Source organism: Streptomyces sp. NPDC002784, assembly GCF_053592135.1.
In genome coordinates this window covers 1-26,462 of record NZ_JBSFVD010000017.1, presented here as the reverse complement: position 1 = coordinate 26,462, position 26,462 = coordinate 1, and the positions used below count along the sequence as shown (strand labels likewise).

Below are 26,462 nucleotides of genomic sequence, written 5' to 3'. Positions count from 1 at the left end.
TCCTCACACATCCAGGTGGGCTTCGGCGAGCCGCCACTGGCCGTCCACGTCGAGCTGGACACCCTTGAGCCGGCTGCTGTGGATGAGGGGCGACTTCGCCTGGTGCAGGAAGACCCAGTAGTTCTTGTCGATGATGCGGCGCTGCGCGTCGGAGTAGGCCCTCTTGCGCGCCGGCCTGTCGCCGGTGTCGGCGGCGTCCGCGAGCAGGGCGTCGAGGGTGCGGTCGTCCAGCCCGGACCAGTTGTTCGATCCGTCGCTGGTGAAGTAGGGGTCGAACGCCAGCGACGGGTCCAGGCGCGGGATGTCGATGACCAGGAGTGCCGCGTCGAAGTCCCGGTTCTTCATGCGGTCCAGCTGCGTCTGGAACTCCAGGACTTCCGCCTTGGGGGCGAAGCCGACCTCGGTGAGCTGGCTCTGCAGGAGTTCGGCGATGGTGGGGTCGGGCGCGCGTCGGCGGGCGACGACGGTGATGGGCACCTCGCCGCGCAGCCCGGCCTCCTCCAGGGCCTGGCGCGCCTTGCCGGGGTCCTGGGGCAGCGGCGCGATGGAGTCGTCGTAGAACCAGTCCGAGGAGGTCGCGAAGGACGGGGCGATGTCGTACTCGTCACCGGCCGCCGCCTTGCCCACCGCGCGGCGGTCGACGGCGCGGGCGAACGCGGCGCGCACGGCAGGGTCCTTGAAGGGGCCCTTGGTGACGTTGAGGGCGACGTAGTAGGCGCGGCGCACCCCGCCGTCCTTGATGACGATCCGCTGGTCACCGCTGAGCTGCTTGTACTCCTCCGGGGGCAGCGCGCGCACCAGTTGCACACCGCCGGTGGACAGTTCGGCGCGCAGCACCTTGGCCTCGGTGACGAAGCGCAGGATGACCTTGTCCAGCTTCGGCAGGGCGCTGCCGTCGGCGGCCTTCGCCCAGTACGTGTCGTTGCGCTCGGCGGTCAGCTGCACCTTGGACCGCCACTGGGCGAAGGTGAAGGGACCGGTGCCGACCGGGTTGCGGCTGAAGTCCGCGCCGTGCTTCTTGATCGCGGCAGGGGAGGCGATCATGCCTGTTTCGTGGGCGAGGTGGGTGAGCAGCAGGGGGTCGGGCGACTTGAGCGTGATCTTCACGGTCTTCGGGTCCGCCGCCTCGACGGAGGCCACCTTGGCCAGTGCGGCGGCCTTGGTGGAGAGGGTGGCAGGTTCCATCACCCGGCGCAGGTTGAACACCACGGCCTCGGCGTCGCAGGGCGTCCCGTCATGGAACTTCACCCCCTCGCGCAGGGTGAGGGTGACCGCGGAGTCGGTGGCGTCCCACTTGGTGGCGAGGGCCGGCTCGAACGTTCCGTCCGGGAGCTGACGCAGCAGCGCGTCGAAGAAGAGGTTCAGCACGTTGCGGTCGGAGGAGATGGCGGCGCTGAGCGCCGGGTCGAGGGTGACCGGTTCGTTGTCGAATCCCGCGGTCAGCGTGCCGGAGGAGCCACCGGGCGAACCGGAGTCGCCGCTGCATCCGGAGACGCTGGACAGGGTGACGGTGGCCGCGGTGGCGGCGGCACCGGCGAGGACGGCACGGCGTGGCAGGCCGAGGGAGGAACGGGAGATACGTGAGGAAAGGGGCATGACAGGGCACTTCCTTGTGCGGATCGCGGGTGCGGGGTGCGGGGTGCGCTGGGTGCGGGGGAGGCGGGCCGGAGGGGGCTCGCTCCTAGGGGCCCTGGAGGGTGGGCCGACGGGCGCGGCAGAGGGCGCCGGAGGGGTGGGACGCGGGTTGGTGCGCCGGTGAGGGAGGTGGTTCGGTTCGGTGGGCGGTAGGACCGCCCACGGGTGCGGTTCGAGGCTGCGCAGGCCGCTGTTCTGTTCTGCAGGCGGCGCGACCGCGTCAGCGCGGTGGCGTCAGCTGCGGCCGATGCGCGTCGAGCGCGTCGCGCAGGGCGTCGGCCAGCATGTTGAACGCGGCGACCGTGAGGAGGATGGCCAGGCCGGGGAAGACGCTCAGCGACCAGCTGGCGCTGAGATGGTCGGTGCCGGAGGCCACCATGGCGCCCCAACTGGGCTGCGGGGGCTGGACGCTGAGGCCGAGGAAGCTGAGGGCGGCCTCGGCCATGATCGCGGTGGACACCTGGAGCGCGGCGAAGACCAGCAGGGTGCCCGCCAGGTGCGGCAGCAGGTGGCGGCGCATGATGGCGGACTGCGGTACGCCCACGATGCGCGCGGCCGAGACCCATTCGCGAGTCCGCAGCGACAGCACCTCTCCGCGGACCACCCGGGCGAAGCGGGGCGTGGTCACGACGGCGATGGCGATGAGGGCGTTGCGCAGCCCGGGGCCGAGGGCGGCGACCACGGTGAGGGCGAGCACGAGCAGCGGGAAGGCGAGCAGCCCGTCGGACGTCCGCATGATGACGGCGTCCAGCCATCCGCCGCGGTATCCGGCCAGCAGGCCGAGGACGGTTCCCGCCACGAGGGCCGCGCCCACGGTGACGGTGGCGACCTCCGCGGTCACCAGTGCCCCGGCGGTGATGCGGGCCAGGACGTCCCGGCCGAGTTCGTCGGTGCCCAGCCAGTGCTGCGCGCTGGGGCCGGCGAGGAGGTTGTCGGTGTCGGTGGCCCGCATCCGCTCGGTCATGAACGGCCGGGCAGCGGCGGCCAGAGCCAGCAACAGCAGGATCGGCAGGGCGAGTTGGGCGCGGCGGTCGCGGCGCAGCCGGTCCAGGACCGGGCGGCGCGCGGCCGGGGTGAGGGTTTCGGTGGCCATCGTCGCTCCTGTCAGTACGTGATGCGCGGGTCGAGCCACGCGTAGATCAGGTCGGCCAGCAGGTTCACCAGGAGGACGAAGACCACCACCATCAGAACGGCGCCCTGGACGACGGGCAGGTCCCGGCTGAAGATGCCGTTGACGATCAGCGTGCCCATGCCGGGAACGGTGAAGACGGTCTCGGTCACCACGGTGGCGCTCATCAGGGCTCCGATCTGCAGGGCCACGACGGTCACCACGGGGACGATGGCGTTACGCAGGGCGTAGACGCCGACGATCCGGCGACGGGACAGGCCGCTCGCCTCCGCGGTGCGGATGTAGTCCTCGTTGAACACGGCCAGCAGCGCGGCGCGGGTCTGGCGCATGGTGACGGCCGCGATGGTGGAGCCGATGGTGACCGCGGGCAGCACCATGTGCCGCAGGTTCTCCACCGGGTCCTCGGTGAACGGCACATAACCGGAGGGCGGGAGCCACTTCAGCCACAGTCCGAAGACGAGGATGAGCAGGGCCGCCAGGTAGAAGTGAGGCGCGGAAAGGGCCAGGAGCCCCGCGGAGTTGAGCGCGGTGTCGGTGGGTGTGCGCCGTTTCACGGCGGCGAGCACTCCGGCGGGGATGCCGATGAACAGGGCGAAGAGCAGGGCGATGACGCCGAGTTCGGCTGTCGCGGCGAGCCGTTCGCCGAGTACGGTGCCGATCTCCTCGCCGGTGAGCCAGGAGGCGCCGAGGTCGCCGCGGGCCATGCCGCTGAGCCAGTCCGTGAACTGGCGCCACAGGGGGGCGTCCAGGCCCAGCTCGGCGCGGAGTGCCGCCCGGTCTTCGGCGCTGGCCTCCTGACCCAGGATGTCCAGGGTGGGGTCGCCGGGCATCAGGCGCAGCAGGAGGAACAGCACCAGCGACACGATCAGGACGACGGGTATGAGCTGGAGTAGGCGGCGTATCAGGTATCCGGTCATCTTGCCGGCTCCGTTTGTCTGTTGTGCGGGCTGTCGTGCGGGCTTTCGTGAGGGCTTTCGTGCCGCCTTTCGTACGTGGCCGGGGCACCGGCCACTGGCCCCCGGGGCAGGCGGCGCAACCACTCCAGCCGCGGTGCGGGGGCGAGATCGTAGGCGTAGAGGACGAGGGAGCCGGCTCCGTGCGAGCGGGCCTGCAGAGCGATGTCGGTGAGCTCTTCCTCGGTGTGGGTCTGTGCGGTGCCCAAGTGCCAGCCGGCCGCTACCTCAGCCTCCGTGCCGCGGGCCGCGACGATGTCCTGTCGCAGAGCGGAGGCGTCCCCGGCGAGATTCGTGACCGTGAGCGAGCTGGCGGCGGACGCCAGTGCGCGCAGGTCGCCGGAGGACTTCCCGTCGCAGGCGTAGCGGTCGTCGGTGGCGCGGACGGAGAGGGGCAGCCCTGCCGAGCCCTCGGCGGCCGCCCGTACGAGGTCGGTGGTCACGTCGGCCCGCACGGCGAGGACCGTGTCGTGCAGGTCCTGGCCCAGCGCGGTGGCGGCGTCCTCAGCGATGCCGTCGGCGGGGCGAGGCTCGGCCAGCTGGGCGAGCACGGCGGCCCGGGTCCGTGCGGCCGTCTCGGCGGCGTCGATGCCGGCCGCGATGAACCGGTCGGCGCAGGCCGAGCAGAAGCAGAGGGAGAGCAGCCAGCGGTCCACGGGCCGCAGTGCTGCCCCGCACTTGTCGTGCGCGCTCTGGTGCTGCCAGCCCAGGTAACCGAACGCCTCCAGTTCCAGGCCGCTCACTCCGGGTTGCCCGGCCGCTTCGGCGACCAGAGTCCGGGCGTAGTCGACGACTTCGGGCTGGGCGGGGCACAGCGCGTGCCGGTAGGGGTGGCCGAAGGCGTTGCGCAGGGCCAGGTCGGGCCGGGCGGTCGCCGGGCCCGACTGGTGGAGGCCCACCAGCCAGGCCGTCACGGCGACACCGGCGGCCACCAGGGCCGTGGTCGCCTCCACCGCCTCGTTCCCGAGCACGGGCAGGGACAGCCCGGTTCCGTCGCCGGCGCGGTCGTCGCGCCGGGCGAACCAGCGGCCGGCGGGAAAGTCCACCACGGCCGCCGGGTCGCTCGTCGTCAGCAGCCAGCGTCCGCCGTGGTAGGCGTACGCCAGGCGCACCCCGTCGACTCCCGCGGACCGCAACCGCTCCGCCTCGGCCTGCGGTGCGCGGCGGAACGACAGCGGATGGGCGAAGATCTCGGTCTTCACCGTTCGTCCCCGAGCGTGCGGGACAGCGTCTGCTGCGCCTTGCGGATATGGGACCGGGTCAGCTGCTCGGCCCGGTCGGCGTCGCCCTGTTCCATGGCCTCCAGGATGGCCGCGTGCTCGGCGGCCTCCTCCTCGAAGGTCGCCCGCAGCCGCCAGCCCAGTCCGGCCACGAAGGCGGTCAGGTCCTGCAGCTGGTCCAGGAAACCGCACAGGAAGCTGTTGTCGCAGGCGGTGTACAGCTCGCGGTGGAAGCGCCGGTTGGCGATGCCCAGGCCCTGCGTCTCCCCGGACCCGATCAGTACGGCCGCTTCGTCGAGCGCGCGCCGCGCCGCGGGATACACCGCGGCTCCGCGCTGCTCGGCGGCCAGCCGGACGGCCTCGGGCTCGGCCGCGCGCCGGGCGGTGTACAGCTCCCGCACCAGCCGGTCGTCGGGCTTGCGGACGCTCACCCCCTGATAGGCATTGATCTCCACCAGCCCGGTCGACTGCAACTGCTTGAGCGCCTCACGCACCGGGGTTTTCGAGACGCCGTACATCTCGGCGAGTTCCCGCTCCACCAGGGCCCGCCCGGGCGGCAGCGCCCCGTCGAGGATCGCTTGCCGCAGCGCGTCGCGCACCCGGTCCGTGCGGGAGGCGGGCTGCCTCAAGGGGGGCAGCGCGGCGGGGGGAGAGGGCGGGGTGCCCGGTGTCTCGTAATCGATGCTTGGCATGGCGGCATGCTGGTATACCACGATGCCAATGCGCAACCCTTTGATGTCACCTTCGTGAAATTCCGTGCGGAGCTGACAGGTGGTCAGAACGTTGACAACTCGTTCTGCCTTGCGTCCGGAGCCGGAGTCTGCCAACGTCACTTGCGCAACTCACCCCCCACGAAGCGGACTTGGGTGAGTGACGCCGCGGGTGGGCAGCCGGTGACGCATCGGGCTGCCGACATTCCGCGACCGCGGGGCCAGGGCCTGCCGGTCGGGCGATCGTGAGCTGCCGTGCCTCCTGAGAGAAGAGTCCGGAGGAGCGCAGGGACGCAATCGTCACGCGCAGGCCAGGAACGACATCCCTATGTGCCTCCTCGCACCGCGGTCGCGTGCCCGACGTTGCTCCCCGGACCGCTCGTGAGGTCTTGCGCGACCCATGGTCTTCCAGCCGGTCCCGTGGGGGCCGGGGCGGAGCGTCGTCCGCGCGAGCATCCTCGAAGAAAAGGCAGCAATGAAACGCACAGGCGCATACGCAGTGTCCGTAGTACTCGTCGGCGCGGCGATACCCCTCGGTCTCGCCGGATCGCAGACGGCGCAGGCCGCCTCCCGCACGTACTACGTCAGCCCCAGCGGCTCCGACAGCAACCAGGGAACATCGCCGGCCAAGCCGTTCCGCACCTTGCAGAAGGCCGCTGACAGCACCGCCCCCGGAGACACCGTCTCCATCATGAACGGCACCTACACCGAGCGTCCGGGCGGTTCGGACGTGATGGTGATCTCCCGCTCCGGCCGGCCCGGAGCACCCATCACCTTCCAGGCGCACCCGGGACACCGCCCCGTCATCCATACCGTCGCCGCGTGGAACGGCATCCGCATCAGCGGTGCCGCGCACATCGTGGTGCGCGGACTGGAGGTCAAGGGCAGCAGCGCCACCATGTCCCTGGCGGACGCGGAGCGGGGCGCCGGCACCAAGGACGGGAAGTACAACGGCAACTGCATCTGGGCCGAACCGAACAAGTCGTCGGGCGCCACACCCCACCACATCGACATCGTCGGCAACACCGTCCACCACTGCCCCGGCCTGGGCATCGGCTCACGCGGCGCCGACTACATGACGATCGACCGCAACCACGTCTACTCCACCTCGTGGTACACCGTCTTCGCCACCAGCGGCATCTCGATCCTGGCCGCGCGCGACATCGACCGCGGCGACCCCAGGAAGTACAAGATCCGCGTCACCAACAACACCGTCCACGACAACGAGACGAAGGTGAAGTGGGAGCGCTGCAAGTGCTACTCGGACGGTAACGGCATCATCATCGACACCCTCAAGGACAAGTCGAAAGCCGGCGAAAGCGGCCCCGACTACCAGGGCCGGGTCCTGGTCGCCAACAACGTCTCCTACAACAACGGCGGCTCGGGCATCCACTCCTTCAAGAGCCAGCACGTGGACATCCTGCACAACACGGCCTACCAGAACGGCCGCAGCACCCGCATGGAGAGCTACGCCAACATCTTCGCCCACGACAGCAAGGACGTGCGGCTCCTCAACAACGTCTCCTACGGCCGCCCCGGCCAGGCCACGAACTCCGCGCACAAGAACGTCGACGTCTTCTACGACTACAACGTCTATTACGGCGGGAAGGCGCCCGAGGTGAAGGGCTCGCACGACATCATCGCCGACCCCGGGTTCGTCAAGCCCGGCGCCCGGTCCGGCGCCGACTTCCGGCTGAGCGAGGGCTCGCCCGCCATCGGTTCGGGCATGTCGCTGGCCGAGGTCACCACGGACATCACCGGCGCCCGCCGATCCGCCGACGCCCCCGACCGCGGGGCGTACGCCGCGAAGGCGACCGATGCGGCACCCGGCGAGGCCCCCGCGTCCGGGGCGGGAGCCGCTCCCACCTCGGGAACCGACGCCTCGCAGGCACCCGGCACGACGGCCACCGAGGCGGCCGGCGCGAGCCCTTCGGACGAGACGGGCCCGGACGGCGGGAACGACTCCCGGGCCGCCGGTGACAGCGAACCGCTGGCCCGGACCGGTGCCGGCGTGGCCGTACCCCTCGGACTGGCCGCCGTGACGCTGGCGCTGGGCGGAGGGATCATCTTCCTGCTCCGCCGCAAGCGCGGCTGACGCGACCGGATCCCCTCCCTGCCCCCGCTGCCCCGGCCCCCCCCGCCCGGGCAGCGGGCCCCCACCACCTGGCCGCGGGTTCCTCCACCGGAGCATCCGCGGCCAGGTGGTCCTGCCAGACTCGGGCCATGGCGGCGCACATGAACAGGACAGAGCCCTTTGACAGCGACCGATCGATACCCGACCCGCCACGCGTCGCCTGGCGCAAGCACATGAGGCAGCGCGTACTGGACGCCGCACGCGACCTGACGTGCGGCTCGGGCTGGGACAAGGTGAGCCTGTCCGCCGTCGCGACGGCGGCCGAGGTGTCGCGGCCCTCGGTGTACAAGGAGTTCGGCAACCGTGCGGGCCTGGGCCGTGCCCTGGTGATCAGGGAGACGCACGAGTTTCTGCACAGCGTCTCCCTGACCCTCTACCCCGGGCTCCCGGATCCCCGTGCTTCGCTGGAGAGCGCTGTCTTCTTCGTCCTCACCGAGGCCCACCGCAACCCGCTCATCCGGGCTGTGGTCGTGGCCGCCAGGGAGGGGTCCGACAGCCTGCTGCCCTACCTCACCGCACGCGCGGACCCGATCTTCGACGCTGCCCAGTCCCTGCTGCGCGCATGGCTCACGGAGCGCTTCCCCGACCGGGACGAGGATCTCGTCGCCCTCGCGACCGACATCACCGTCCGGATGACCATCAGCCACCTCCTCCTCCCGGGGGAGGAGCCCGGGCCGACGGCGGCACGGATCTCCCAGGCGGTGCTGAAGGTGCTGAGCTGATCAGGTGGGACGCCGTGTGTGGGGTGGTGCCCGAGGGGATACTCGGGGCCGCATGGCACGGACTCTGAGACGGCATGGAAGGCACGGCGAGCACGGAACGACCGACCAGACGGCCGACACCGCGCAGGGACCCCAGGCCGGGCCGAACGAACAGGTGGAAGAGCAGGCGCCGGACACTCCGACCGACCTGCCCAAGCGCTCCTGGATGGCGGTGCTGAAAGGCACCCTGAAGGAGTTCAAGAAGGACGAGCTGACCGACCGGGCCGCGGCCCTGACCTACTACGGGATCCTGGCGCTGTTTCCCGCACTGCTGGCGCTGATCTCGCTGCTCGGAGTCGTCGGGCAGTCGGCGTCCCAGCAGGTGCTGGACAACATCCAAAAGCTGGCCCCGGGCGCGGCGCGAGATGTCCTGACCAACGCGGTGACGCAGATGCAGGGCAACGCAGGGCTCGGCTCGATCATGGCGATCGTGGGCCTGGCACTGGCGGTGTGGTCGGCTTCCGGCTATGTCGCCGCGTTCATCAGGACGGCCAACGCGGTCTACGACGTCCCCGAGGGACGGCCGGTGTGGAAGGTGCTGCCCGTCCGCCTCGGCGTGACCGTGGTCCTGATGGTCATTGCCGTGCTCAGCGCGGTGATCGTCGTGTTCACCGGCAGCCTGGCCAAGCAGGTCGGCTCCGTGCTCGGTCTCGGCGACACGGCACTGACCGTGTGGTCGATCGCGAAGTGGCCGGTGCTGGTGATCCTGGTCACCACCATGATGGCGATCCTGTACTGGGCGACGCCGAACGCCAAGGTGCGCGGCTTCCGCTGGGTCACCCCGGGCAGCCTCCTCGCGGTACTGATCTGGCTGGTCGCCTCGGCCGGGTTCGCGTTCTACGTGGCGAACTTCGGCTCGTACAACAAGACGTACGGAACCTTCGCCGGTGTGATCATCTTCCTGGTGTGGCTGTGGATCACGAATCTGGCGATCCTGCTGGGCCTGGAGTTCGACGCGGAGATGGCCCGCCAGCGGGCTGTGGCGGGCGGTCATCCCGCTGGGGACGAGCCGTACGTCGAGCCGCGTGACACCCGCAAGTGGGACGAGGAGGACCGCCGCCGTCTCGAAACCTGAGGTCGCGGCCGCCGCCGCGGGCCCCGTCCCGGACCCGGCGCAGGGTTCCGGACAGGTCCGGCGGCGGCCGAGCCGTATGGACAACGCCTTTGGAGGGAAGTCGGCTGGTCATGGTGACGATGACGGATCTGCGCGACGGGGATCATCTGCTGGCGAGGCGGGTGATCGGGTGCGGGCCGCCCTGGTTGCGGCGGGCCTCGCCCGCGGTGCAGGAGGCGGCCGAGCACACCAAGCTGTGGTGGGCGACGGCCGCAGCGCTGGCCGCCTTCGGCGGGTGGCGCGGCCGTACGGCGGCCGTAGCGGGAATCACTGCCATGGCGACGGCAGAGGTGCTCTCCAACGCGGTCGCCAAGCAGTTGTACGAACGGCGCCGCCCGCCGCGGGAGTGGGTGCCGCCCGAGGAGCTCGAGGACCGTCCGGACAGCTCCTCCTTCCCCTCCGGGCACACCGCGGCGGCCGTCGGCTTCGCGGGCGCCGTCGCGCCGCCGTGGCCGGCCGCCGGCGCCGCCTGCGGGGTGATGGCGGTGCTGGTGTCCGCGCAGCGCGTGTACAGCGGAGCGCACTACCCCTCCGACGTGGTGGCCGGGGGCCTGATCGGACTGGGCGCGGCCGCCCTGGTCCGGAGCGCTCCGCGGCTGCTGTGGCGATCCGTCCGCTGAGAAGCGGTGACGTGTGTCCCGCGGGGGTACCCGGACGTCCGATCAGACCAGCGGGCAGGCCGCAGCCGTACCAGAACGGACCACGGCGCGCACCGGGCCTGCCGGACAGGCCGACGAAGGACAGGTGAGCAGCCATGACAGCAGACAGCGCCCACCGCCCAGGTGCCGAGACGCAGGAACCAGTGGGTGAGCTGGTCCAGCGCGCCTCGCAGCAGCTGTCGCAACTGGTCCGCGACGAAATGCGCCTGGCACAGGCGGAGATGAGCCAGAAGGGCAAGCGGTTCGGCAAGGGCGGCGGCCTGTTCGGCGGCGCCGGGCTGATGGGGGTGCTCACCCTCCAGGCGCTGGTGGCCACCGCGATCGCCGCGCTGTCGCAGGCCATGGATGTGTGGCTGGCGGCTCTGATCGTCACCGGCGTCCTGGCCGTCATCACCGCGGTGATGGCGGTGCTCGGCAAGAAGCAGATCGACAAGGCGACCCCGGCGAAGCCCGAACAGGCCATGGACAGCATCAAGGCCGATGTGGCCGAGATCAAGGAGAAGGCACAACGATGACTCCAGACAAGCCGCACACGGGCGATGAGCAGGCACCTTCCCCGGCCGAACTGCGCGATCAGGTCGAAGCGACCCGCGCGGAACTGGGCGAGACCGTCGAGGCCCTCGCGGCGAAGACCGACGTCAAGACCCGGGCCCAGGAGAAGACCACCGCCGTCAAGCAGCAGGTCGCCGAGAAGACCACCCAGGTCACGGCTCAGCTGCGGGACAAGGCCGCACACGCGGCCCACACGGTGCAGGACAAGACCCCGGAGCCGGTACGCGCCAAGGCGGTGGCGGCCTCCGGGCAGGTCCGCGACAAGGCCGCGCACATGGCGGAGCTGGCCCGGGACAAGGCCCCCGAGCCGGTGCGGGAGAAGGCCGGCCAGGGCATGCAGGTGGCGCGGGACCAGCGGACTCCGGTGCTCGCCGCCGCGGGCGCGCTCGTGGCGCTGCTGCTGATCCGTCGCGCTCGCAGGCGCCGCTGACGGTTCGGGCGCAGGGCGGAGCAGTCGTGACCGGCAGGTGAACCGAACCTGCCGGTCCTCTGCGTGCAGACAGCCGTGGCGGGATCTGACAGAAGCGTTGACGGAGGGGGGTGAGGATCCTATCTTCTGGCCGAACAGTCGAATGGCATTCGATATATCGACCAGAAGGAGTGCCCCCGTGCGACCTGAGCTCGCCCGTCGAACGGTCCTCGGCATGATCGCCGGCTCGGCCACCGCCACCGTCGCCGGAGTCTCGGCCGGGACGGCCCACGCCGCCGTGCCCGCGTCACCCGGGGTCACCTACACGAACACCCTCGCCGCGCAGCGAGCCGACCCGCACATCCTCAAACACACCGACGGCTTCTACTACTTCACCGCCACGGTGCCGGCGTACGACCGCATCGTCCTGCGCCGCGCCACCACGATCCAGGGGCTCGCGTCCGCCGCCGAGACGACCATCTGGACCAAGCACTCCAGCGGCGAGATGGGTGCCCACATCTGGGCCCCGGAGATCCACTTCATCGACGGCAAGTGGTACGTCTACTTCGCCGCCGGCGCCACGAACGACATCTGGAAGATCCGGCCCTACGTCCTCGAATGCGCCGCCGCCGATCCGATCACGGGCACCTGGACGGAGAAGGGCCGTATCGCACTGCCGCTGGACACCTTCTCGCTCGACGCGACGACCTTCGTGGTGAACGGCGTCCGCTACCTCAGCTGGGCGCAGAACGACCCCGCCGTCGGCAGCGGCACCAATCTCTACCTGGCGAGAATGTCCAGCGCCTGGGCCATCACCGGCACCCCGGTCCGGATCAGCACGCCGACCGCCTCCTGGGAGACGATCGGCCACCGGGTCAACGAGGGCCCCGCCGTGATCCAGCGCAACGGCAAGGTCTTCATGACCTTCTCGGCCAGCGCCACCGACGCCAACTACTGCATGGGCCTGCTGACCGCCTCCGCCTCCGCCGACCTGCTGAACGCCTCGTCCTGGGTGAAGACCGCCGGCCCCGTCTTCGCCAGCAACGCGGCGACCAGCCAATACGGCCCCGGCCACAACCAGTTCACGGTCTCCGAGGACGGCAGGTCGGACATCCTCGTGTACCACGACCGCAGCTACAAGGACATCAGCGGCGACCCGCTCAACGACCCCAACCGCCGCACCCGCGTGCAGAAGATCTACTGGAAGGCCGACGGCACACCCGACTTCGGCATCCCGGTCGCCGACGGCCTCACGCCGATCCGGCTCTCCTCCTACAACGCCCCCGACCGGTTCATCCGGCACTGGGAGTACCGCGCCAGGATCGAGGCGAACGTCGCCCCGCTGGCCGACTCGCAGTTCCGCACGGTCACCGGTCTCGCCGGCAGCGGCACCATCTCCCTGGAGTCGGCCAACTTCCCCGGCTACTACCTGCGGCACCGAAACTTCGAGGTGTGGGTGGAGAAGAACGACGGCACGGCCCAGTTCCGCGGCGACGCCTCCTTCACCGCCCGGGCCGGCCTGACGGACCCGGCAGGCGTCTCCTACGAGTCGTACAACGCCCCGGGCCGCTACATCCGCCACTACAACTACCTGCTGCACGTCCAGGCCCTGAACACGGCGACCGACCGGGCGGACGCCACGTTCTACACGCATTGACATCCTCCCGGGCGTAAAGGCCCGGGATTCCAATCTGCTCCTACCGCGGGGACGCGGTGGGTAGCTTTTGGTGGGTTCCTGTTTCGCTGCGCGGTGCGGGCACGGGTGCCCGTCTTACCTGCGCTCCACAGGCTGATACCGCCAGTCCGGCGGCCTTGGCGACGTTGACGGCCGCGTTCTCATCCCGATCGAGGACGGTCCCGCACGCCGAGCACGTCCAGACGCGGACGTTCAGGGGCTTGGGGCCGTCCTTCACGCCGCAGGCGGAGCACACCTGGGAGGTCGGCTCGAAGCGGCCGATCTTCACCAGGGTGCGTCCGTGCCGGGCGGCCTTGTACTCCAGCATGGCCACGAACGCCGACCACCCGGCATCGTGAACGGACTTGGCCAGGCGCGTGCGAGCGAGCCCTTTCACGCACAGGTCTTCCACGGCGATCGCTTGGTTCTCGCGGATCAGCTGTGTGGAGAGCCGGTGGTGGAACTCGCGGCGTGCGTCGGCAACTCGCGCGTGAGCGCGGGCGACCTTCACCCTGGCCTTGCCCCGGTTGCTGGAGCCTTTCTCCTTGCGGGACAGCTCCCGCTGGGCTTTCTTCAGCCGCTTCTCGGCGCGGCGCAGGAAGCGCGGACTGTCGACCTTGCGGCCGTCGGAGAGAACGGCGAAGTGCCCCAGGCCCAGATCGATGCCGACCGCGGCCGTCGTTGCGGGCAGCACCTCGGCGGCGCCGGTCTCGACGACGAAGCTGGCAAAGTACCGGCCGGCCGCGTCCTTGACGACCGTCACGGTGGACGGCGCCGAGGGCAGCGTCCGGGACCACTTCACCTTGAGGTCGCCGACCTTCGGCAGACACAGCTTCCCGCCTGGCGTGATCCGCCACCTGGCGTTCGCGGTGAAGCGGATCGACTGCCGGCTGTCCCGCTTCGCTTTGAACCGTGGCGCACCCATGCGCGGGCCTTTGCCCTTGAGGCCGTCGAAGAAGTTCCGGTACGCGGTATCCACGTCCCGCAGGGACTGCTGGAGGATTACCGAGGACACCTCGCCCAGCCAGCCCCGCTCCGGCGTCCTCTTCGAGGCCGTCAGATTCTTCGACAGCTGCGCCAAGGTGACAAATCCCAGCCCCGCCGCGCGGGCCTCCTCGCGGACGCGTAACGCGTCGTTGAAGACGACCCGCGCACACCCGAACGCCCGTGCCAACGCCGTGCGCTGACCGGCACTGGGGTACAAGCGGAAGCTGTACCGAAGCTGCACAGCCATCTCCCTATCCGCGCAACCGACCATGTCCACCCGCTCGTGCACTACCCGCCGAAGGTCGCACTCGCCAGCCTGGTCAACAGCATCGAGGGCGTCTCCTCCCGCCGCCTGCGCGCGGAGTTCACCAGCAAGGATCAGCCAGGCGATCATGCGCGGCTGGTTCTGATCGTCCTCCTACTTCGCCGGTTCATGCGGCGGCACGCCACTCCACTCCGCATGGTCAAGGACTCGTCTCAGCTGCAGTCCCGTGGCTGCTGTGTGTCGGGGGAGGCGGTCTTACCCTGGACCACGCGGGGTGGAGTCCGCTCCCCGGCGGCCTCCTGGTCGTCCTTCAATGCCCGGCCCTCCGCCTTGAGGACGCGCGCCGCCTTGCCCGCGGAACGCGCCAGTTCGGGCCCCTTCTTAGCGGCGAGAACGGCGATGACGACGAGCAGGACGACCGCGAGTTCGCTGAGTCCGAACATGTCGCTGGCCGTCCGGGTCAGACGTTGACGCCGAAGTCGGCGGCGATCCCGGCCAGGCCGGAGGCGTAACCCTGGCCGACCGCGCGGAACTTCCACTCGGCGCCGTTGCGGTAGAGCTCGCCGAAGACCATGGCGGTCTCGGTGGCGGCGTCCTCGGACAGGTCGTAGCGGGCGATCTCGGCGCCGCCGGCCTGGTTGACCACGCGGATGAAGGCGCCCCGGACCTGGCCGAAGCTCTGGCCGCGGTTCTCGGCGTCGTGGATGGAGACCGGGAAGACGATCCGGTCGACCTCCGCGGGCACGCCCGCGAGGTTCACCTTGACGACCTCGTCGTCGCCCTCGCCCTCACCGGTGAGGTTGTCGCCGGTGTGCTCGACGGAGCCGTCCGGGCTGGTGAGGTTGTTGTAGAAGACGAAGTGCCGGTCGGACAGCACCTTTCCGGCGGCGTCGAGCAGCAGGGCGGAGGCGTCCAGGTCGTAGTCGGTGCCCGTCGTGGTGCGCACGTCCCAGCCGAGGCCGACCAGTACGGCGGTCAGACCCGGGGCCTCTTTGCTGAGCGAGACGTTGCCGCCCTTGGACAGGGAAACACCCACTGTTTTCCTCCTGGTTGAGATCCCGATCGAGGTTCCGCCGCTGCCGAATCTACAGCATTGTAGAAATCATGGAAGGGGTACTCCGGGGCGGCGGACCGCCCGTCAAGTGCGCGGCGGCGGAAGGGAGTCAGGGCGTGACGGACCACCGGCGCCGCCGGCGGCGGGGGCAGGGGGAGCTGGAGGGGCAGGTCCTCGCGGCCCTGCGCGCGGCGGACGGACCGGCGACCGCGGGCTGGGTGCAGGAGCGGCTCGGCGGTGACCTCGCCTATACGACGGTGATCACGATCCTGACCCGGCTGCTGACCAAGGGTGCGGTGACCCGGGAGCGCACCGGCCGGTCCTTCGTCTGGACGCCGGCCTCGGACGAGGCGGGGCTGGCCGCGTGGAGGATGCGCAAGGTGCTGGACGCCGAGCAGGACCGTGAGGCGGTACTGGCCGGCTTCGTCACCGCACTCGACCCCGAGGGCGAACGGATCCTGCGGGCCCTGCTGGGGCGGCCGAAGGACCAGGACGAGGCCGAAGACAAAGGGCATGGCTGAAGCCGCACCGGTGCGGCAACAGCCGCTGGCGCGTAGGATCCTGATCCGTTGTCAGGACCTCAGCACCGCCCTGGAGCCAGGAGGACGCGTGGCCGACGACCCGTTGACGGATTTCACCCGGGAGCCGTTCACCCACGAAGGCCGGTCGCATGTCGTGCTGCGCTCCGGCACCGGCCCGGCCGTGATCGTCATCGCCGAGATCCCGGGCATCACTCCCAAGGTCGCCCGGTTCGCGCGGTGCGTGCGCGACATCGGCTGCACCGTGGTTCTGCCGGACCTGTTCGGCGTCGCCGGACGCGATCCCCACCCACGTGCCCATGGGTGGACCGGAACCGCGATGACCGGCCTGCGCGCCGCGGCCCACATCTGCGTGAGCCGCGAGTTCACCACACTCGCGGCGGGCCGCACGTCACCCGTGGTCACCTGGCTGCGGGCCCTCGCGGTCCGCGAGCACAAGCGGTGCGGCGGCCCGGGTGTCGGCGCGCTCGGCATGTGCTTCACCGGCGGCTACGCCCTCGCCATGGCCACCGATGAAGGCCTCCTCGCGCCCGTGCTCTGCCAGCCCTCCCTCCCGCTGCCCGTCACCGCGCGCAAGCGCCGCTCCCTGGACATCTCCCCGGGCGACCTGCGCAGCGTCCAGCAGCGCTGCGCGGCGGGCGGCCTGACCGTGCTCGGACTGCGCTTCCGCGGCGACCGGGTGGCTCCCGCCGAGCGGTTCGCGCTGCTGCGGGAGAAGCTCGGCGAGGCGTTCGTGGCGATCGAACTCGACGACAAGGCGGCGAACCCCGAGGGGCTGCTGCCCCCGCACTCGGTGCTCACCGAGCATCTGGTCGACGAGCCGGGCCAGCCCACCCGCCAGGCGCTGGACCAGGTCCTCGACCACTTCCGCACCCGGCTGCTCGCGCTGCCTGATCCGACGTAGGAGTCAAGGCCGCCGTCAGCGGCTCTTGCGTACCCTGGCCGCCGCGCGGGCTTCCGCGGCCTTGCGGGCCTCGGCGGCTTTGCGGGACTCCTTCGCGGGGCGGGAGCCGAGACCGCGGAAGGGGGCGTTGCCGCCGCTCTTCCCGGCCGGGGTGGGCGGGCGCTTGGCGCCGGTGATGGCGGTCAGCGTCGCCTCGCCGGAACGCACCTGTGTGACCGTCGGCCGGATCCCGGCCTCGGACATCATCCGGTTCACCTCGCGCCGCTGGTTGGGGGTGACCAGGGTGACCACGGTCCCGGACTCCCCGGCGCGTGCCGTGCGCCCGCCACGGTGCAGGTAGTCCTTGGCGTCGGCCGGCGGGTCGACGTTGACGACGAGGTCGAGGGTGTCGATGTGGATGCCCCGCGCGGCGACGTTGGTGGCCACCAGCACGGTGATCCCACCGTCCTTGAACTGGCCGAGCGTGTGCGTGCGCTGGGGCTGCGACTTCCCGCTGTGCAGGGCACCGGCCCGGACGCCGCTGGCCCGCAGGTGGCGGGTGAACTGGTCCACGGCGGCCTTGGTGTCCAGGAACATCAGGACCCGGCCGTCGCGCGCGGCGATCTCGGTCGCGGTGGCGTACTTGTCGGCGGGGTGGATGTTGAGCACATGGTGTTCCATCGTGGTGACGGAGCCCGCCGCCGGGTCGACCGAGGCGAGGACCGGGTCGTGCAGGTAGTCCCGCACCAGCTGGTCGACGTTGCGGTCGAGGGTGGCCGAGAACAGCAGCCGCTGCCCGTCGGGGCGGACCTGGTCCAGGAGCTCCGAGACCTGCGGCAGGAACCCCAGGTCGCACATCTGGTCCGCCTCGTCCAGCACGGTGATCCGCACCTGGTTGAGGTGGCAGTCGCGGCGCGACACCAGGTCGGTCAGCCGCCCCGGCGTCGCGATGACGACCTCGGCTCCCGTGCGCAGCAGCGCCTGCTGCCGGTTGATCGACAGCCCGCCGACCACCGTCGCCAGCCGTACGTTCAGGGTCTGCGCGTACGGGGTCAGCGCGTCGCTCACCTGCTGTGCGAGTTCCCGGGTCGGCACCAGGACCAGCGCGAGCGGCCGCTTCGGCTCCGCTCGCAGGCCGGCTGTCCGGACGAGGAGCGCGAGCCCGAAGGCCAGCGTCTTGCCGGAGCCGGTCCGCGCGCGGCCCAGCACATCGCGGCCGGCCAGCGCGTTGGGCAGGGTGGCCGCCTGGACCGGGAAGGGCTCGGTCACGCCGAGGCCGGTCATCTTCTGCGTCAGCTTCGACGGCATGTCGAGGGCGGCGAAGGACGCGGCCGGAGGCAGGCCCGGGGACACGGTCAGCGGCATCGAAGGCTCGCCCTGCGGTCCTGTCGCCCGCTGCGGTGCACCGGCAGGGGAGGGCCCAGGGGCGGGCGGCTTCGGGTTCATACGGGACCTTCCTGATCTGGCGCCCCGGAACGCTGCGGGGCCCGTACTCCCTGGTACGGGCCCCGGCGAGGTCGAAGCGTGCCCTCATTTTATCAGCGGGCGCCCACTCACTCTCAGCCCTGGCATCGGCGTCGCCTTCCGCCGGTGACACCCCGCGCGCCTGGAGCCCTTTCGTGCTGGTGGCCCGTACGGTGATCACCCCGACCGGCTGGACCGTGGTGGGTCCGGCGCCCGCTCACGAGGCCGCCTGAACCCGGAAGGACCCGGTAGTGGCAGAGGTCGACGCGGTCGCCGCCCGGCGCATGACCGACACCCTGTTCATCGAGCGCGGGCTGCGGAGCCCGGGCTCGACGCGCTTTTGGAGCCTGCTCGTGCTCGCCGCCGTCATCGCGAGCGCCGGTGTGGTGGGCGATTCCACGGCGACGGTGATCGGCGCGATGATCGTCGCCCCGCTCATGACGCCGATCCTGGGCTGCGCCCTGGCGCTCGTCCTGGCCGACCGGCACCAGGTGGTCCGCTGTGTGCTGCTGGTGCTCGGCGGCGCGCTGGCCGTGGTGGCGATCGGCATGCTGCTCGGCTGGATCGCCGCCCCGCCCGACGCCTTCGCCTCGAACGGCCAGGTGTCCTCGCGCATCAGCCCCCGCCTGATCGACCTGCTCGCTGCGCTGGCCACCGGCACGGTCGGCGCGTTCGCGCTGGTGCGCTCCGACATCTCCGACACCCTGCCCGGCGTCGCGATCGCCATCTCCCTGGTGCCGCCCCTGGCCGTCACCGGGCTGCTGCTCACCGTGCACCGCTACCACGACGCCGGCCAGTCGGCGCTGCTGTTCGCCACCAACGTGGCCGCGATCGTGGCCACCGGAACCGTGGTGTTCCTCTGCTACGGCGTCCGGGCGGGCGCGGAGCGGGCCGCTCTGCGCGTCGGCCGCTTCCGCGGGCGGACCCTCGCCGCGGTGGCCTGCGTGCTCGTGCTCGTCGCGGCCCCGCTCACCGCCGGCACCATCAGCGTCGCCCGGGACCGCCTGCTCGCCGCCAACGCCCGGCCGGTCGCCGAGCAGTGGGCGGCCTCCGGCACCTGGGAGGTCGCCTCCGTCGAGGCACGCAACGGCATCGTCGTCATCGGCATCCTCGGCCTGCCTCCGCAGCCCGCCCCCAGCGCACTGCGCGCCGCGCTCGACACCAACGGCATGCGGGACGCCGACCTGGAGTTGCATCTGGTCGGCGGCCGCACCCTGTGGTGCCCCACGCAGACGGACACTTGCACGGTGCGCGCGAGCAGACGCAGCTGAGCCCGACTGGTGGGCGCAATCGATGGTTTGCCGGCAGGCGTGGGTATCGGCAGACCGCATGCCGCGCGGGTGCGGCCCGTTCAGGAGCGCTTCGACCCCGGGCACGAGGTGGTGGAGGGCGAGACCGTCGCCGAGCGGGAGCTTCAGCTCGGCTCCGGGGTGGGTCCGGCTGGGCGCGACAGACGTCCTCGCGGGACTTTCAATGGAGGAGGAGCAGGTTCGGATGGGCGCACCCACTGGCCCGAGTCGGTGGCCAGCCCGCCCCATGCCCCGGCAGGCCGGACCGGCTTCTACGGCCTTGGCTGGAACGTGAGTTACGACGACGAGGGCCGGCTCAGGCTTTCGCACACCGGAGCGTTCGCGCTGGGCGCGCACACCAACGTCACCATGCTGCCCGGCGAGCGGCTCGGCATCGTCGTGCTGACCAACAGCGCGCCGGCCGGGGTCGCGGACGCCGTCGCGCTGGACTTCTTCGACATCGCGCAGGACGGCGAGGTCAGCCGCGACTGGATTCCTCTGGTGGACGCGGTGTACCAGCAGCAGGAGGACGCCGGCCGGTCGAAGACCGACTACGCCGACCCGCCCGCCGACGCCGCGCCCGCGAAGGACGCCGACACCTACACGGGGACGTACGAGAACGACTACTACGGGCGGGCCGAAGTCGTCGCCGGCGAGGACGGCACCCTGACGCTGCGGCTGGGACCGGAGCCCCAGTCCTACCGGCTCACGCACTACGAAGGCGACACGTTCAGCTTCCTGACCAGGGGCGAGAACGCCGTCGGCCGCACCGGAGTCACCTTCGACCCGGACGAGAAGTCCCTGACCGTCGAGTACCTGGACGCCGAAGGGCTGGGCACCTTCGAGTCAAGCACCCAGTGAGACAAGGAAAGTTCATGGGAGGGGAACCGTGGCCTCCGGGTTACGGTGACGTCATGAGCATCGAGCCGGAAGCACCTGTCATGCCCTTCGAGGCACTGGAACCCCCTTACTACGCCGTGGTCTTCACCACCTTGCGAACCCAGGAGCAGAGTGGATACCGCGAGACCAACGCACGCATGGAAGAGCTCGTGAAGAACGTCCCCGGCTACCTGGGCCTGGACCACGCGCAGAATCCCGGCGGGCTCGGCATCACCGTCGCATACTTCCGTGACGCCGACGCCCTCACCGAGTGGCGGAACAACCTCGAGCACCGCGCGGCACAGAAGCGAGGACGAGCCGAGTGGTACCAGAGCTACTCCTTGCACGTGGCGAAGGTGGAGCGCAGCAGCGGGTTCACCGCCTGACGGCAAGGAGAAACCCCCGGGCCGTGGACCCGGGGGTGGTGCTCCGCGAACTCAGGTCAGCAGGGGCCGTTCTTCCAGCGGTTGGCCTCGCCCTGGTCGTTGGCCACCTTGTCCCAGGTGTTGCCCCAACCGCTGTCCAGGCAGAAGGAGTTGCCGCCGTAGCCGTTGTCCGCGAAGACCTCCACGGAGCTGTACGAGGTGCCGGTGCCGTTGTTGTACCAGGACGAGTCCTCGTGGGCCATGTACTTGTTGACGGTGTTCGACCAGATGGGGTTGTCGTACTTGAACATGGCGATGCCGACGTTGCCCTGGCCGTAGTTGATGTCCGCGTAGACGCACAGGTTGCCCGCCGGGCAGTTGCCGGGGTCCTTCGTGCTGTAGGTGGGGGTCGTGCCGCCGGCCTGGGCGGTGGTGGCGGCGATCGGGAGCAGGGCGCCGGCCAGGGCCAGCCCCAGCAGGGCGCGCTTGGTGGTGCGCATGGTGTTCTCCTTGTGGTGGGTTTCCTCCGGCGGAGCGCCGGGGGGTTCGGTGGGGCGGTGCGCGCTCAGGCGGAGCCGACGACAGTGCGGGCTCGGCCGAGCGCGGTGGTGACCGCCTGGGTGTAGTAGCGGGTCTGGCGCGCGAACTCGTGGCGCGCCGCGTCCCGCACGTGCTGCCGTTGCAGGCGGCTGCCCGTCCGGGCCAGTCCGGCCGCGCGGTTGCACTCCGCGTCGGCGACGGCGACGGTCACTTCGCGCTGCCACGCCTTCCGGGCGGTGCGTGACTCGTTCTCCTTCGCCACCGCGCCGATGGCCTCCGACGAGCTCGCGTAGGACAGCCCGCGTGCCTTCATGCAGGCGCGCCAGTCGGCCTCCGCCTTGGTGTACGGCTTCTGTGCGACCACATCGTCGAAGGTGAGGTACTCCAGGTTCACCACGGCCGCCTTGGCCTCGGTCCACTGGCGCAGATCGCCGTAGAGCTCTGTGCGGGCGTCGGCCTGGCAGCCGTCGGCGCTGGTGAAGATCTGGCCGCGGCCGGGCGCCGGGACGACGATCGCGGCCCGGTCGGTGCCGTTGAGGGCGCGGTCGAACTCGGCCCTGCGTCGCGGTGAGAGAGAGGCGAGATAGCGGGCCTGGGGACCCTGTTCGGCCGCGGCCTTCCCCTCCCGGTCGCCGGAGCGGGCCGCCTCGGCCAGGCCGTAGCCGTGTCGGCGGGCCCAGGTGACGTCGTCCAGGCCGAAGCGGCGTTCGGGTGCGTCGCTGCGCGGGCCCTCCGGGTCGAGGCCGTACTTGAAGCCCTTGTCCCGCATGCAGTCGGTGATCAGCCGCTGTTCGGCCTCGCTGAGGAGCTTGCGCTCCTCGTCGGTCAGGCCGGTGCGCAGGGGGCCGGCGGTGTCGTCGGACGGCTGGTCGGCGCTGGAGCAGGCCGTGACGAGCAGCAGGCCCGTCACGGCGAGCGTCCGGAGCAGATCCTTTCCGCTCATCGGAACTCCTCGTGTCGTCGATGGTGGTCCCCGGCCGGGTAACGGTCCCCGGCCGGGACGGAGCGTGTGCTGTCGGCCGACGGTGTGCGGCTCGACCGGACGCTGCGGAACGTATCCGGGGCGCGGCCGGGCGCGTCATCCGGAAGTTCGCGGAATGACGCCCTGAGGGCGGGTGGGGTAGGGGCGGGCGGGGCGCGCTCCTGGTCCTGGGCGACCCCCTGCCCGGCGGGCCCGTCACTCCGTCAACTTCCGGATACCGGCGGCCCGGTGTGCGCCGTAGCGTGCCCCCGCCGCCTGCGATCCGTACGCGGAACTCGCCCGGCAGGCAGGTGTCCCGCACCCGCCGCCGGGTGCGCACCGGGGAACGCCGTGCCGGTACAGGCCCGTCCTGTCCGGCCCGCACCCGCGCCCGTGGCACGACGTCGCGGCGGCCCGAGCGAACAAGGGGAACCCACTGTGAACAGTCCGACCACCCACCACGGCGGTTCGGCCGCCGACCGCCCGCCGAACCGGAGCGGCAGACGCCCGCGGCGCCTCGCCGCCGCCGGCGCAGCCCTCGCCCTGGCCGCGACGGTGCTCGGCCTGACCGGGACGTCGCAGGCCGCCGCCGCACCGGCCCGCGCCACGCAGGCCGAGGTACCGGCGGGCGTGACCGCGGGCGTGGCGGTCTTCGACCGTATGACCGGAACCTTCACCGAACGACTCAACGAGAACCAGCAATTCCGGTCGGCCTCGGTGGTGAAACTCCTCATCGCCCTGGACTACTTGCGCACCCGCGACCCCCGCACCCTGCCCGCCGCCGACCGCACCCGCCTCGACTCGATGCTGCGCAGCAGCGACGACAAGGCGGCCGGCTACTACTGGGACCTCGGCGGACGGACGGCGATCATCGACCGTACGGTGGCGCAGCTCGGGCTCACCGACACCGCCAACCCGCCCGCGGGACTCGAGGCCTACTGGGGCTATGTGGCCTTGTCGGCCGCCGACACGGTGCGGATCTACCGCCACATCCTGGACACCGCCCCCGCGCCGGTGCGCGACTACGTGATGGGCAACCTGCGGCAGTCGACGCGCTGCGGCACCGACGGGTTCGACCAGCAGTTCGGCGTCGCGGGCTCCTTCGAGCGGCCGTGGGCGGTCAAGCAGGGCTGGTCCGGCTTCGGCAGCTCCGGCAACTGCGCCCCCAAGCCCCCGACCACCGCATCCGCCACCCCGGCGCAGCGGTCCGCGCCGCGTGCCGCGGCCGGGGTCGACCTGACCCAGGAGGCGCTGCACACCACCGGCACGGTCGGGCCCCAGGACCGCAGCATCGTGGCCGTGTTCACCCTCCACCCCGACGGCACCCCGTACGGCACGGCCTACACGGCCGTCAACCGGCTCACCCGCTCCCTCGACGTGCCCGGCGCCGTCCGCCCGGCGGGCACCTGGTTCGGCACCTGGGGCCCGGGCGCGAACGTACGGCCGCGGCCGGCCACCGTCGACACCACCCCGCTGACGACGCTGCCGGCCGGCGTGGAGGTCCTGGTCAGCTGCCAGAAGCGGGGACAGGAGGTCAGCATTCCGCCATACATGAACGACTGGTGGGCCTATCTTCCCCAGTACGGCGGCTACATGACGAACATCTACATCAGCTCGCCGGGCAACCAGCTCCCCGGTGTGCCCGTCTGTTCCCCGTAGAAGCACGGGGGGACGAGCGGCGAAGGGCCCGGCGTGGAACGGAATCCACCCGGGCCCGCGTCCTGCTCTCCGTGTATCGTCCTCGGGCGGCCGCTCCCGCCCACCGGCAGAATCCAGCCAACGGCTCCCCCGCGCGGACTCGCACGGGATCCCCCGGGGCTACGATGCCTGCCGGCCACTGACCAGGCCGAACTCGGGGAAGGACAATCTGTCGATGAGCGGCATACTGATTCATTTGCCGTCAGCACACCGCACGGAACCGGCGACCACCCTGCGCCTGGGGCCGGGGGAGGCTGCGCGCTTCGGCCGGGGCTCGAAAGCGCATCCCGTCGAACTGCTGCTGGCCGACCCGGCCGTCTCCCGGCTCGCCGGGGAGGTGCGGGTCACCGAGGACCACTGGCAGCTCACCAACTACTCCACCACGCACAGCTATCTGGTCGAGAACCCGGAAGGCGCGGGAGAGTACCTTCGCGTCCCGCCGCGCCGGTCGGGTGCGCCGATCCCGTTCGAGTTCGCCCGGGTCGTCCTGCCCACCCGCGGCTCCTCGGTGAGCTTCCAGGTGTTCGCACCCGACCATGTCTACCTCGACACCGACGGCCCCGGCGGTGTCATGGGCACCCGTACCCTCAACGCCTACTCCTTGGACGAGACCGCCACGTACTTCCTCGTCCTGGTGGCGCTGTGCGAACCGCGGCTGCGGGACGAATCGGCCGTCTCGGTGCCCACCACCCCGCAGGTCGTGGACCGCATCCGCACACATCCGGCGCTGGCCCGGCTGACCGCGCGGGCGGTCAGCTCCCACATCGACTACCTGGCGGAGCAGAAGCTGCGCGTGCGCGGGCCGCAGGACCCCGCCGACGCGGGCAGCGGTGCGCGGCGCACCGGCAAGCGCGAGGCCGTGGTCGGTGTCGCGCTGCGCTTCGGGCTGGTCCGCGAGGAGCACCTGGCGCTGCTGCCGCCCCGCGCCCCGGACCTTCCGCTCGCGGAACTCGCACGGGCGGGGGAGCACCGGTGAACAGTGCGGGGGAGACGTGCGACGAGCACGTCGACGGGCGAACGGCCACCTCGGGCCGCGGTGGGACCGGGGAGACGCTGGGCCGGATACCCCGGGGCTTTCGCGTGGGCCGCTGGGAGGTCACCGAGCCGATCGCCGACGGCGGTTGGGGTCGCGTCTACGAGGGCCGGGACACCGCGGAGGCCCCGGAGGGGGACGCCGGCGCCGCGGGCGGCCGGGTGGCGCTGAAGTTCCTGCCGACCTCGGGGCTCGCTCCCCGGCAGGCCGAGCGGCTGGCGGAGACGGCGCGACGGGAGATCGAGTTCGGCAGCCGGGCGCACCATCCCCGGCTGATGCGGCTGCTGGACTCCGCGGTGCTCGGTGACTCGGAGGTGCCCGGGCTGGACGGGGCCGTCGTGCTGGTCATGGAGCGGGCCGAGAGCAGCCTCCAGGACCTGCTGGACGCCGCGGGCGGCAAGCCGCTGCCGGAAGCGGACCGGCTGCTGACCGAGATCCTGGAGGGGCTGGCCCATCTGCACCGGCTCGGCTGGGTGCACGGCGACCTGAAGCCGGACAACGTGCTGATCATGGCGGACGGTTCGCTGCGGCTCTCCGACTTCGGTCTCACCGCCGAACTGGAGGGGACGCGCGGCACCCACGGGTACATCCCGCCGCTCGGATCGCCCGACTACCTTCCTCCCGAGCGCTGGAGAGCTCCGCTCGACGAACGCGGGGTACAGGTGCGGCCCACCGCCGATGTGTGGGCGCTGGGCGTGATGATCCATCAGGTGTTCACCGGGGGCACCTCGCCCTTCCCGGGGGCCACCTTCACCTCCCGGGCCTCCGCTGTCCAGGAGTACGCCGAGGGCAGGGCCCCGCTGCGGCTGCACGTCGTGGTGCCGGAGTTCTGGCGGGCGCTGGCCGCCGACTGTCTCCTGCCCGCCCACAGCGAACGCGCGGCGCACACGTCGGAGAGTCTGCTGGAGCGCGTCCGGGCCGCCGGGCACGGCGACGACCATCCCGTCGCCCGGCAGCGGCCCGGCCGGCGGGCCGCGGCGCTGGCCGCGGGCGCCGCGGTCGCCCTGCTCGGCGCGGGAGGCGCCGCCTGGTGGCAGTGGGGCTACTCCGAGGGCGGCGCCGGGCGAACGGGGCAGCTGGCCCGGCTGAGCGTGTACAACGCCGACACCAAGTGCCGTGCCCGCACCGACCGGCACCCCACGTGCAGCCTCGGCCTGGCCATCGACCCCACCGCGCCGTACGTCCTGGACAACGTGGTGCAGACCCGGGTGTGGCACGGCGACGCCCTCGCCGTCGAGTGCGCGCTGGAGCGGGGCGTGCCCATCACCGACGAGGTGGGCGTGCGGTCCTCCCGGTGGTACCGCATCCGGCTGCCCGTGGCCGAGAAGGGCCCGAAGGCCGAGCGCACCACCGCCTGGCTGCCCGAGGTGCGGACCAGAAGTCACCCGGCGGTCCCGGCCTGCGCCGGCTGAGACGGGGACGGCGGCGGCCGGCACTCGCAAGCACCGGCCGCCGCGACCCGGTTCAGCACCTGGTGGTGACGCCTCCGGTCTCGTCGCCCTTGAGGTAGATACCGCTGACATAGCCGACCCCGCCCGCGTTCAGCGGCAGCCG

At 71.4% G+C, this 26,462-nt stretch carries 26 protein-coding genes and 1 pseudogene; 16 read left to right on the top strand and 11 right to left on the bottom strand.

From position 1 onward, the window contains the following. Window positions 1-3 precede the first annotated feature (3 nt). From ACWD1Z_RS25850 to ACWD1Z_RS25830, 5 genes are all read right to left on the bottom strand, one after another. On the bottom strand, window positions 4-1,596 hold the full coding sequence (locus ACWD1Z_RS25850; protein ID WP_451121963.1) for an ABC transporter substrate-binding protein: 1,593 nt from the start codon (window positions 1,594-1,596) through the stop codon (window positions 4-6). Between the two features lie 259 nt (window positions 1,597-1,855). After that, entirely contained in the window at window positions 1,856-2,728 is an 873-nt protein-coding gene (locus tag ACWD1Z_RS25845; protein WP_389419673.1) for an ABC transporter permease, read from the bottom strand. A gap of 11 nt (window positions 2,729-2,739) precedes the next feature. Beyond that, complete coding sequence (locus tag ACWD1Z_RS25840) at window positions 2,740-3,681, bottom strand: ABC transporter permease (RefSeq protein WP_451121962.1); 942 nt, start codon at window positions 3,679-3,681, stop codon at window positions 2,740-2,742. Next, window positions 3,678-4,919 (bottom strand): hypothetical protein, encoded by a 1,242-nt coding sequence (locus ACWD1Z_RS25835; protein ID WP_451121961.1) that lies wholly within the window; start codon window positions 4,917-4,919, stop codon window positions 3,678-3,680. The genes ACWD1Z_RS25840 and ACWD1Z_RS25835 overlap by 4 nt, the downstream gene beginning before the upstream one ends. Next, window positions 4,916-5,629 carry a GntR family transcriptional regulator gene (locus ACWD1Z_RS25830; protein WP_451121960.1) on the bottom strand — a complete coding sequence of 238 codons (714 nt, stop codon included), beginning with the start codon at window positions 5,627-5,629 and terminating at the stop codon, window positions 4,916-4,918. Before ACWD1Z_RS25830 ends, ACWD1Z_RS25835 begins: the two co-directional genes overlap by 4 nt. Before the next feature lie 517 nt (window positions 5,630-6,146). Between ACWD1Z_RS25830 and ACWD1Z_RS25825 the strand changes: the two genes are divergently transcribed. From ACWD1Z_RS25825 to ACWD1Z_RS25795, 7 genes are all read left to right on the top strand, one after another. After that, the gene (locus ACWD1Z_RS25825; RefSeq protein ID WP_451121959.1) at window positions 6,147-7,742 is read left to right on the top strand and encodes a right-handed parallel beta-helix repeat-containing protein; all 1,596 of its coding nucleotides are present in this window, start codon (window positions 6,147-6,149) and stop codon (window positions 7,740-7,742) included. A gap of 212 nt (window positions 7,743-7,954) precedes the next feature. Next, on the top strand, window positions 7,955-8,503 hold the full coding sequence (locus ACWD1Z_RS25820; RefSeq protein WP_451121958.1) for a TetR family transcriptional regulator: 549 nt from the start codon (window positions 7,955-7,957) through the stop codon (window positions 8,501-8,503). 52 nt (window positions 8,504-8,555) lie between these two features. Then, the gene (locus ACWD1Z_RS25815; protein WP_451121957.1) at window positions 8,556-9,617 is read left to right on the top strand and encodes a YihY/virulence factor BrkB family protein; all 1,062 of its coding nucleotides are present in this window, start codon (window positions 8,556-8,558) and stop codon (window positions 9,615-9,617) included. 110 nt (window positions 9,618-9,727) lie between these two features. Continuing rightward, window positions 9,728-10,276: a phosphatase PAP2 family protein gene (locus ACWD1Z_RS25810; protein ID WP_389419680.1), complete on the top strand. Its 549-nt coding sequence runs from the start codon at window positions 9,728-9,730 to the stop codon at window positions 10,274-10,276. A gap of 134 nt (window positions 10,277-10,410) precedes the next feature. Next, window positions 10,411-10,830, top strand: a complete 420-nt coding sequence (locus tag ACWD1Z_RS25805) for a phage holin family protein (protein WP_389419681.1) — start codon at window positions 10,411-10,413, stop codon at window positions 10,828-10,830. Next, window positions 10,827-11,297 carry a DUF3618 domain-containing protein gene (locus ACWD1Z_RS25800; RefSeq protein WP_451121956.1) on the top strand — a complete coding sequence of 157 codons (471 nt, stop codon included), beginning with the start codon at window positions 10,827-10,829 and terminating at the stop codon, window positions 11,295-11,297. Before ACWD1Z_RS25805 ends, ACWD1Z_RS25800 begins: the two co-directional genes overlap by 4 nt. Window positions 11,298-11,511: 214 nt before the next feature. Then, window positions 11,512-12,933, top strand: coding sequence for a family 43 glycosylhydrolase (locus tag ACWD1Z_RS25795; RefSeq protein ID WP_451122079.1), 1,422 nt, complete (start codon window positions 11,512-11,514; stop codon window positions 12,931-12,933). Window positions 12,934-12,973: 40 nt separating this feature from the next. On the opposite strand, the gene ACWD1Z_RS25790 is transcribed toward ACWD1Z_RS25795, so the two are convergent. Then, window positions 12,974-14,179 carry an RNA-guided endonuclease InsQ/TnpB family protein gene (locus ACWD1Z_RS25790; RefSeq protein WP_451122078.1) on the bottom strand — a complete coding sequence of 402 codons (1,206 nt, stop codon included), beginning with the start codon at window positions 14,177-14,179 and terminating at the stop codon, window positions 12,974-12,976. 24 nt (window positions 14,180-14,203) lie between these two features. On the opposite strand from ACWD1Z_RS25790, the pseudogene ACWD1Z_RS25785 reads away from it, so the two are divergent. Continuing rightward, window positions 14,204-14,390: pseudogene (locus tag ACWD1Z_RS25785) on the top strand (IS200/IS605 family transposase); the annotation flags it as partial. Window positions 14,391-14,415: 25 nt separating this feature from the next. Here the strand turns inward: ACWD1Z_RS25785 and ACWD1Z_RS25780 are convergent. Then, window positions 14,416-14,646 carry a twin-arginine translocase TatA/TatE family subunit gene (locus ACWD1Z_RS25780; protein ID WP_451121955.1) on the bottom strand — a complete coding sequence of 77 codons (231 nt, stop codon included), beginning with the start codon at window positions 14,644-14,646 and terminating at the stop codon, window positions 14,416-14,418. Between the two features lie 17 nt (window positions 14,647-14,663). Continuing rightward, the gene (locus tag ACWD1Z_RS25775) at window positions 14,664-15,239 is read right to left on the bottom strand and encodes a TerD family protein (protein WP_451121954.1); all 576 of its coding nucleotides are present in this window, start codon (window positions 15,237-15,239) and stop codon (window positions 14,664-14,666) included. Between the two features lie 134 nt (window positions 15,240-15,373). Between ACWD1Z_RS25775 and ACWD1Z_RS25770 the strand changes: the two genes are divergently transcribed. Then, on the top strand, window positions 15,374-15,778 hold the full coding sequence (locus tag ACWD1Z_RS25770) for a BlaI/MecI/CopY family transcriptional regulator (protein ID WP_451121953.1): 405 nt from the start codon (window positions 15,374-15,376) through the stop codon (window positions 15,776-15,778). A gap of 88 nt (window positions 15,779-15,866) precedes the next feature. Then, window positions 15,867-16,700 (top strand): dienelactone hydrolase family protein, encoded by an 834-nt coding sequence (locus tag ACWD1Z_RS25765; protein ID WP_451121952.1) that lies wholly within the window; start codon window positions 15,867-15,869, stop codon window positions 16,698-16,700. Window positions 16,701-16,715: 15 nt separating this feature from the next. Here ACWD1Z_RS25765 and ACWD1Z_RS25760 read toward each other — a convergent pair whose 3' ends face one another. Continuing rightward, window positions 16,716-18,125: a DEAD/DEAH box helicase gene (locus ACWD1Z_RS25760; protein ID WP_451121951.1), complete on the bottom strand. Its 1,410-nt coding sequence runs from the start codon at window positions 18,123-18,125 to the stop codon at window positions 16,716-16,718. A 269-nt stretch (window positions 18,126-18,394) separates the two neighbouring features. Here ACWD1Z_RS25760 and ACWD1Z_RS25755 point away from each other — a divergent pair, with 269 nt between their 5' ends. From ACWD1Z_RS25755 to ACWD1Z_RS25745, 3 genes are all read left to right on the top strand, one after another. Continuing rightward, window positions 18,395-19,414, top strand: coding sequence for a DUF389 domain-containing protein (locus ACWD1Z_RS25755; protein WP_451121950.1), 1,020 nt, complete (start codon window positions 18,395-18,397; stop codon window positions 19,412-19,414). Window positions 19,415-19,663: 249 nt separating this feature from the next. Beyond that, on the top strand, window positions 19,664-20,293 hold the full coding sequence (locus ACWD1Z_RS25750) for a DUF3471 domain-containing protein (RefSeq protein ID WP_451121949.1): 630 nt from the start codon (window positions 19,664-19,666) through the stop codon (window positions 20,291-20,293). 53 nt (window positions 20,294-20,346) lie between these two features. After that, window positions 20,347-20,697, top strand: a complete 351-nt coding sequence (locus tag ACWD1Z_RS25745) for an antibiotic biosynthesis monooxygenase family protein (protein ID WP_451121948.1) — start codon at window positions 20,347-20,349, stop codon at window positions 20,695-20,697. A 56-nt stretch (window positions 20,698-20,753) separates the two neighbouring features. On the opposite strand, the gene ACWD1Z_RS25740 is transcribed toward ACWD1Z_RS25745, so the two are convergent. Both ACWD1Z_RS25740 and ACWD1Z_RS25735 read right to left on the bottom strand, forming a co-directional pair. Then, complete coding sequence (locus ACWD1Z_RS25740; RefSeq protein ID WP_451121947.1) at window positions 20,754-21,176, bottom strand: peptidase inhibitor family I36 protein; 423 nt, start codon at window positions 21,174-21,176, stop codon at window positions 20,754-20,756. A gap of 65 nt (window positions 21,177-21,241) precedes the next feature. After that, complete coding sequence (locus ACWD1Z_RS25735) at window positions 21,242-22,159, bottom strand: hypothetical protein (RefSeq protein ID WP_451121946.1); 918 nt, start codon at window positions 22,157-22,159, stop codon at window positions 21,242-21,244. 456 nt (window positions 22,160-22,615) lie between these two features. Here ACWD1Z_RS25735 and ACWD1Z_RS25730 point away from each other — a divergent pair, with 456 nt between their 5' ends. From ACWD1Z_RS25730 to ACWD1Z_RS25720, 3 genes are all read left to right on the top strand, one after another. Then, window positions 22,616-23,836 (top strand): hypothetical protein, encoded by a 1,221-nt coding sequence (locus ACWD1Z_RS25730; protein WP_451121945.1) that lies wholly within the window; start codon window positions 22,616-22,618, stop codon window positions 23,834-23,836. A 214-nt stretch (window positions 23,837-24,050) separates the two neighbouring features. Beyond that, window positions 24,051-24,851 carry a serine/threonine protein kinase gene (locus tag ACWD1Z_RS25725; RefSeq protein WP_389419691.1) on the top strand — a complete coding sequence of 267 codons (801 nt, stop codon included), beginning with the start codon at window positions 24,051-24,053 and terminating at the stop codon, window positions 24,849-24,851. Next, complete coding sequence (locus tag ACWD1Z_RS25720; protein WP_451121944.1) at window positions 24,848-26,320, top strand: serine/threonine-protein kinase; 1,473 nt, start codon at window positions 24,848-24,850, stop codon at window positions 26,318-26,320. The genes ACWD1Z_RS25725 and ACWD1Z_RS25720 overlap by 4 nt, the downstream gene beginning before the upstream one ends. The last annotated feature ends 142 nt before the right edge of the window (window positions 26,321-26,462 follow it).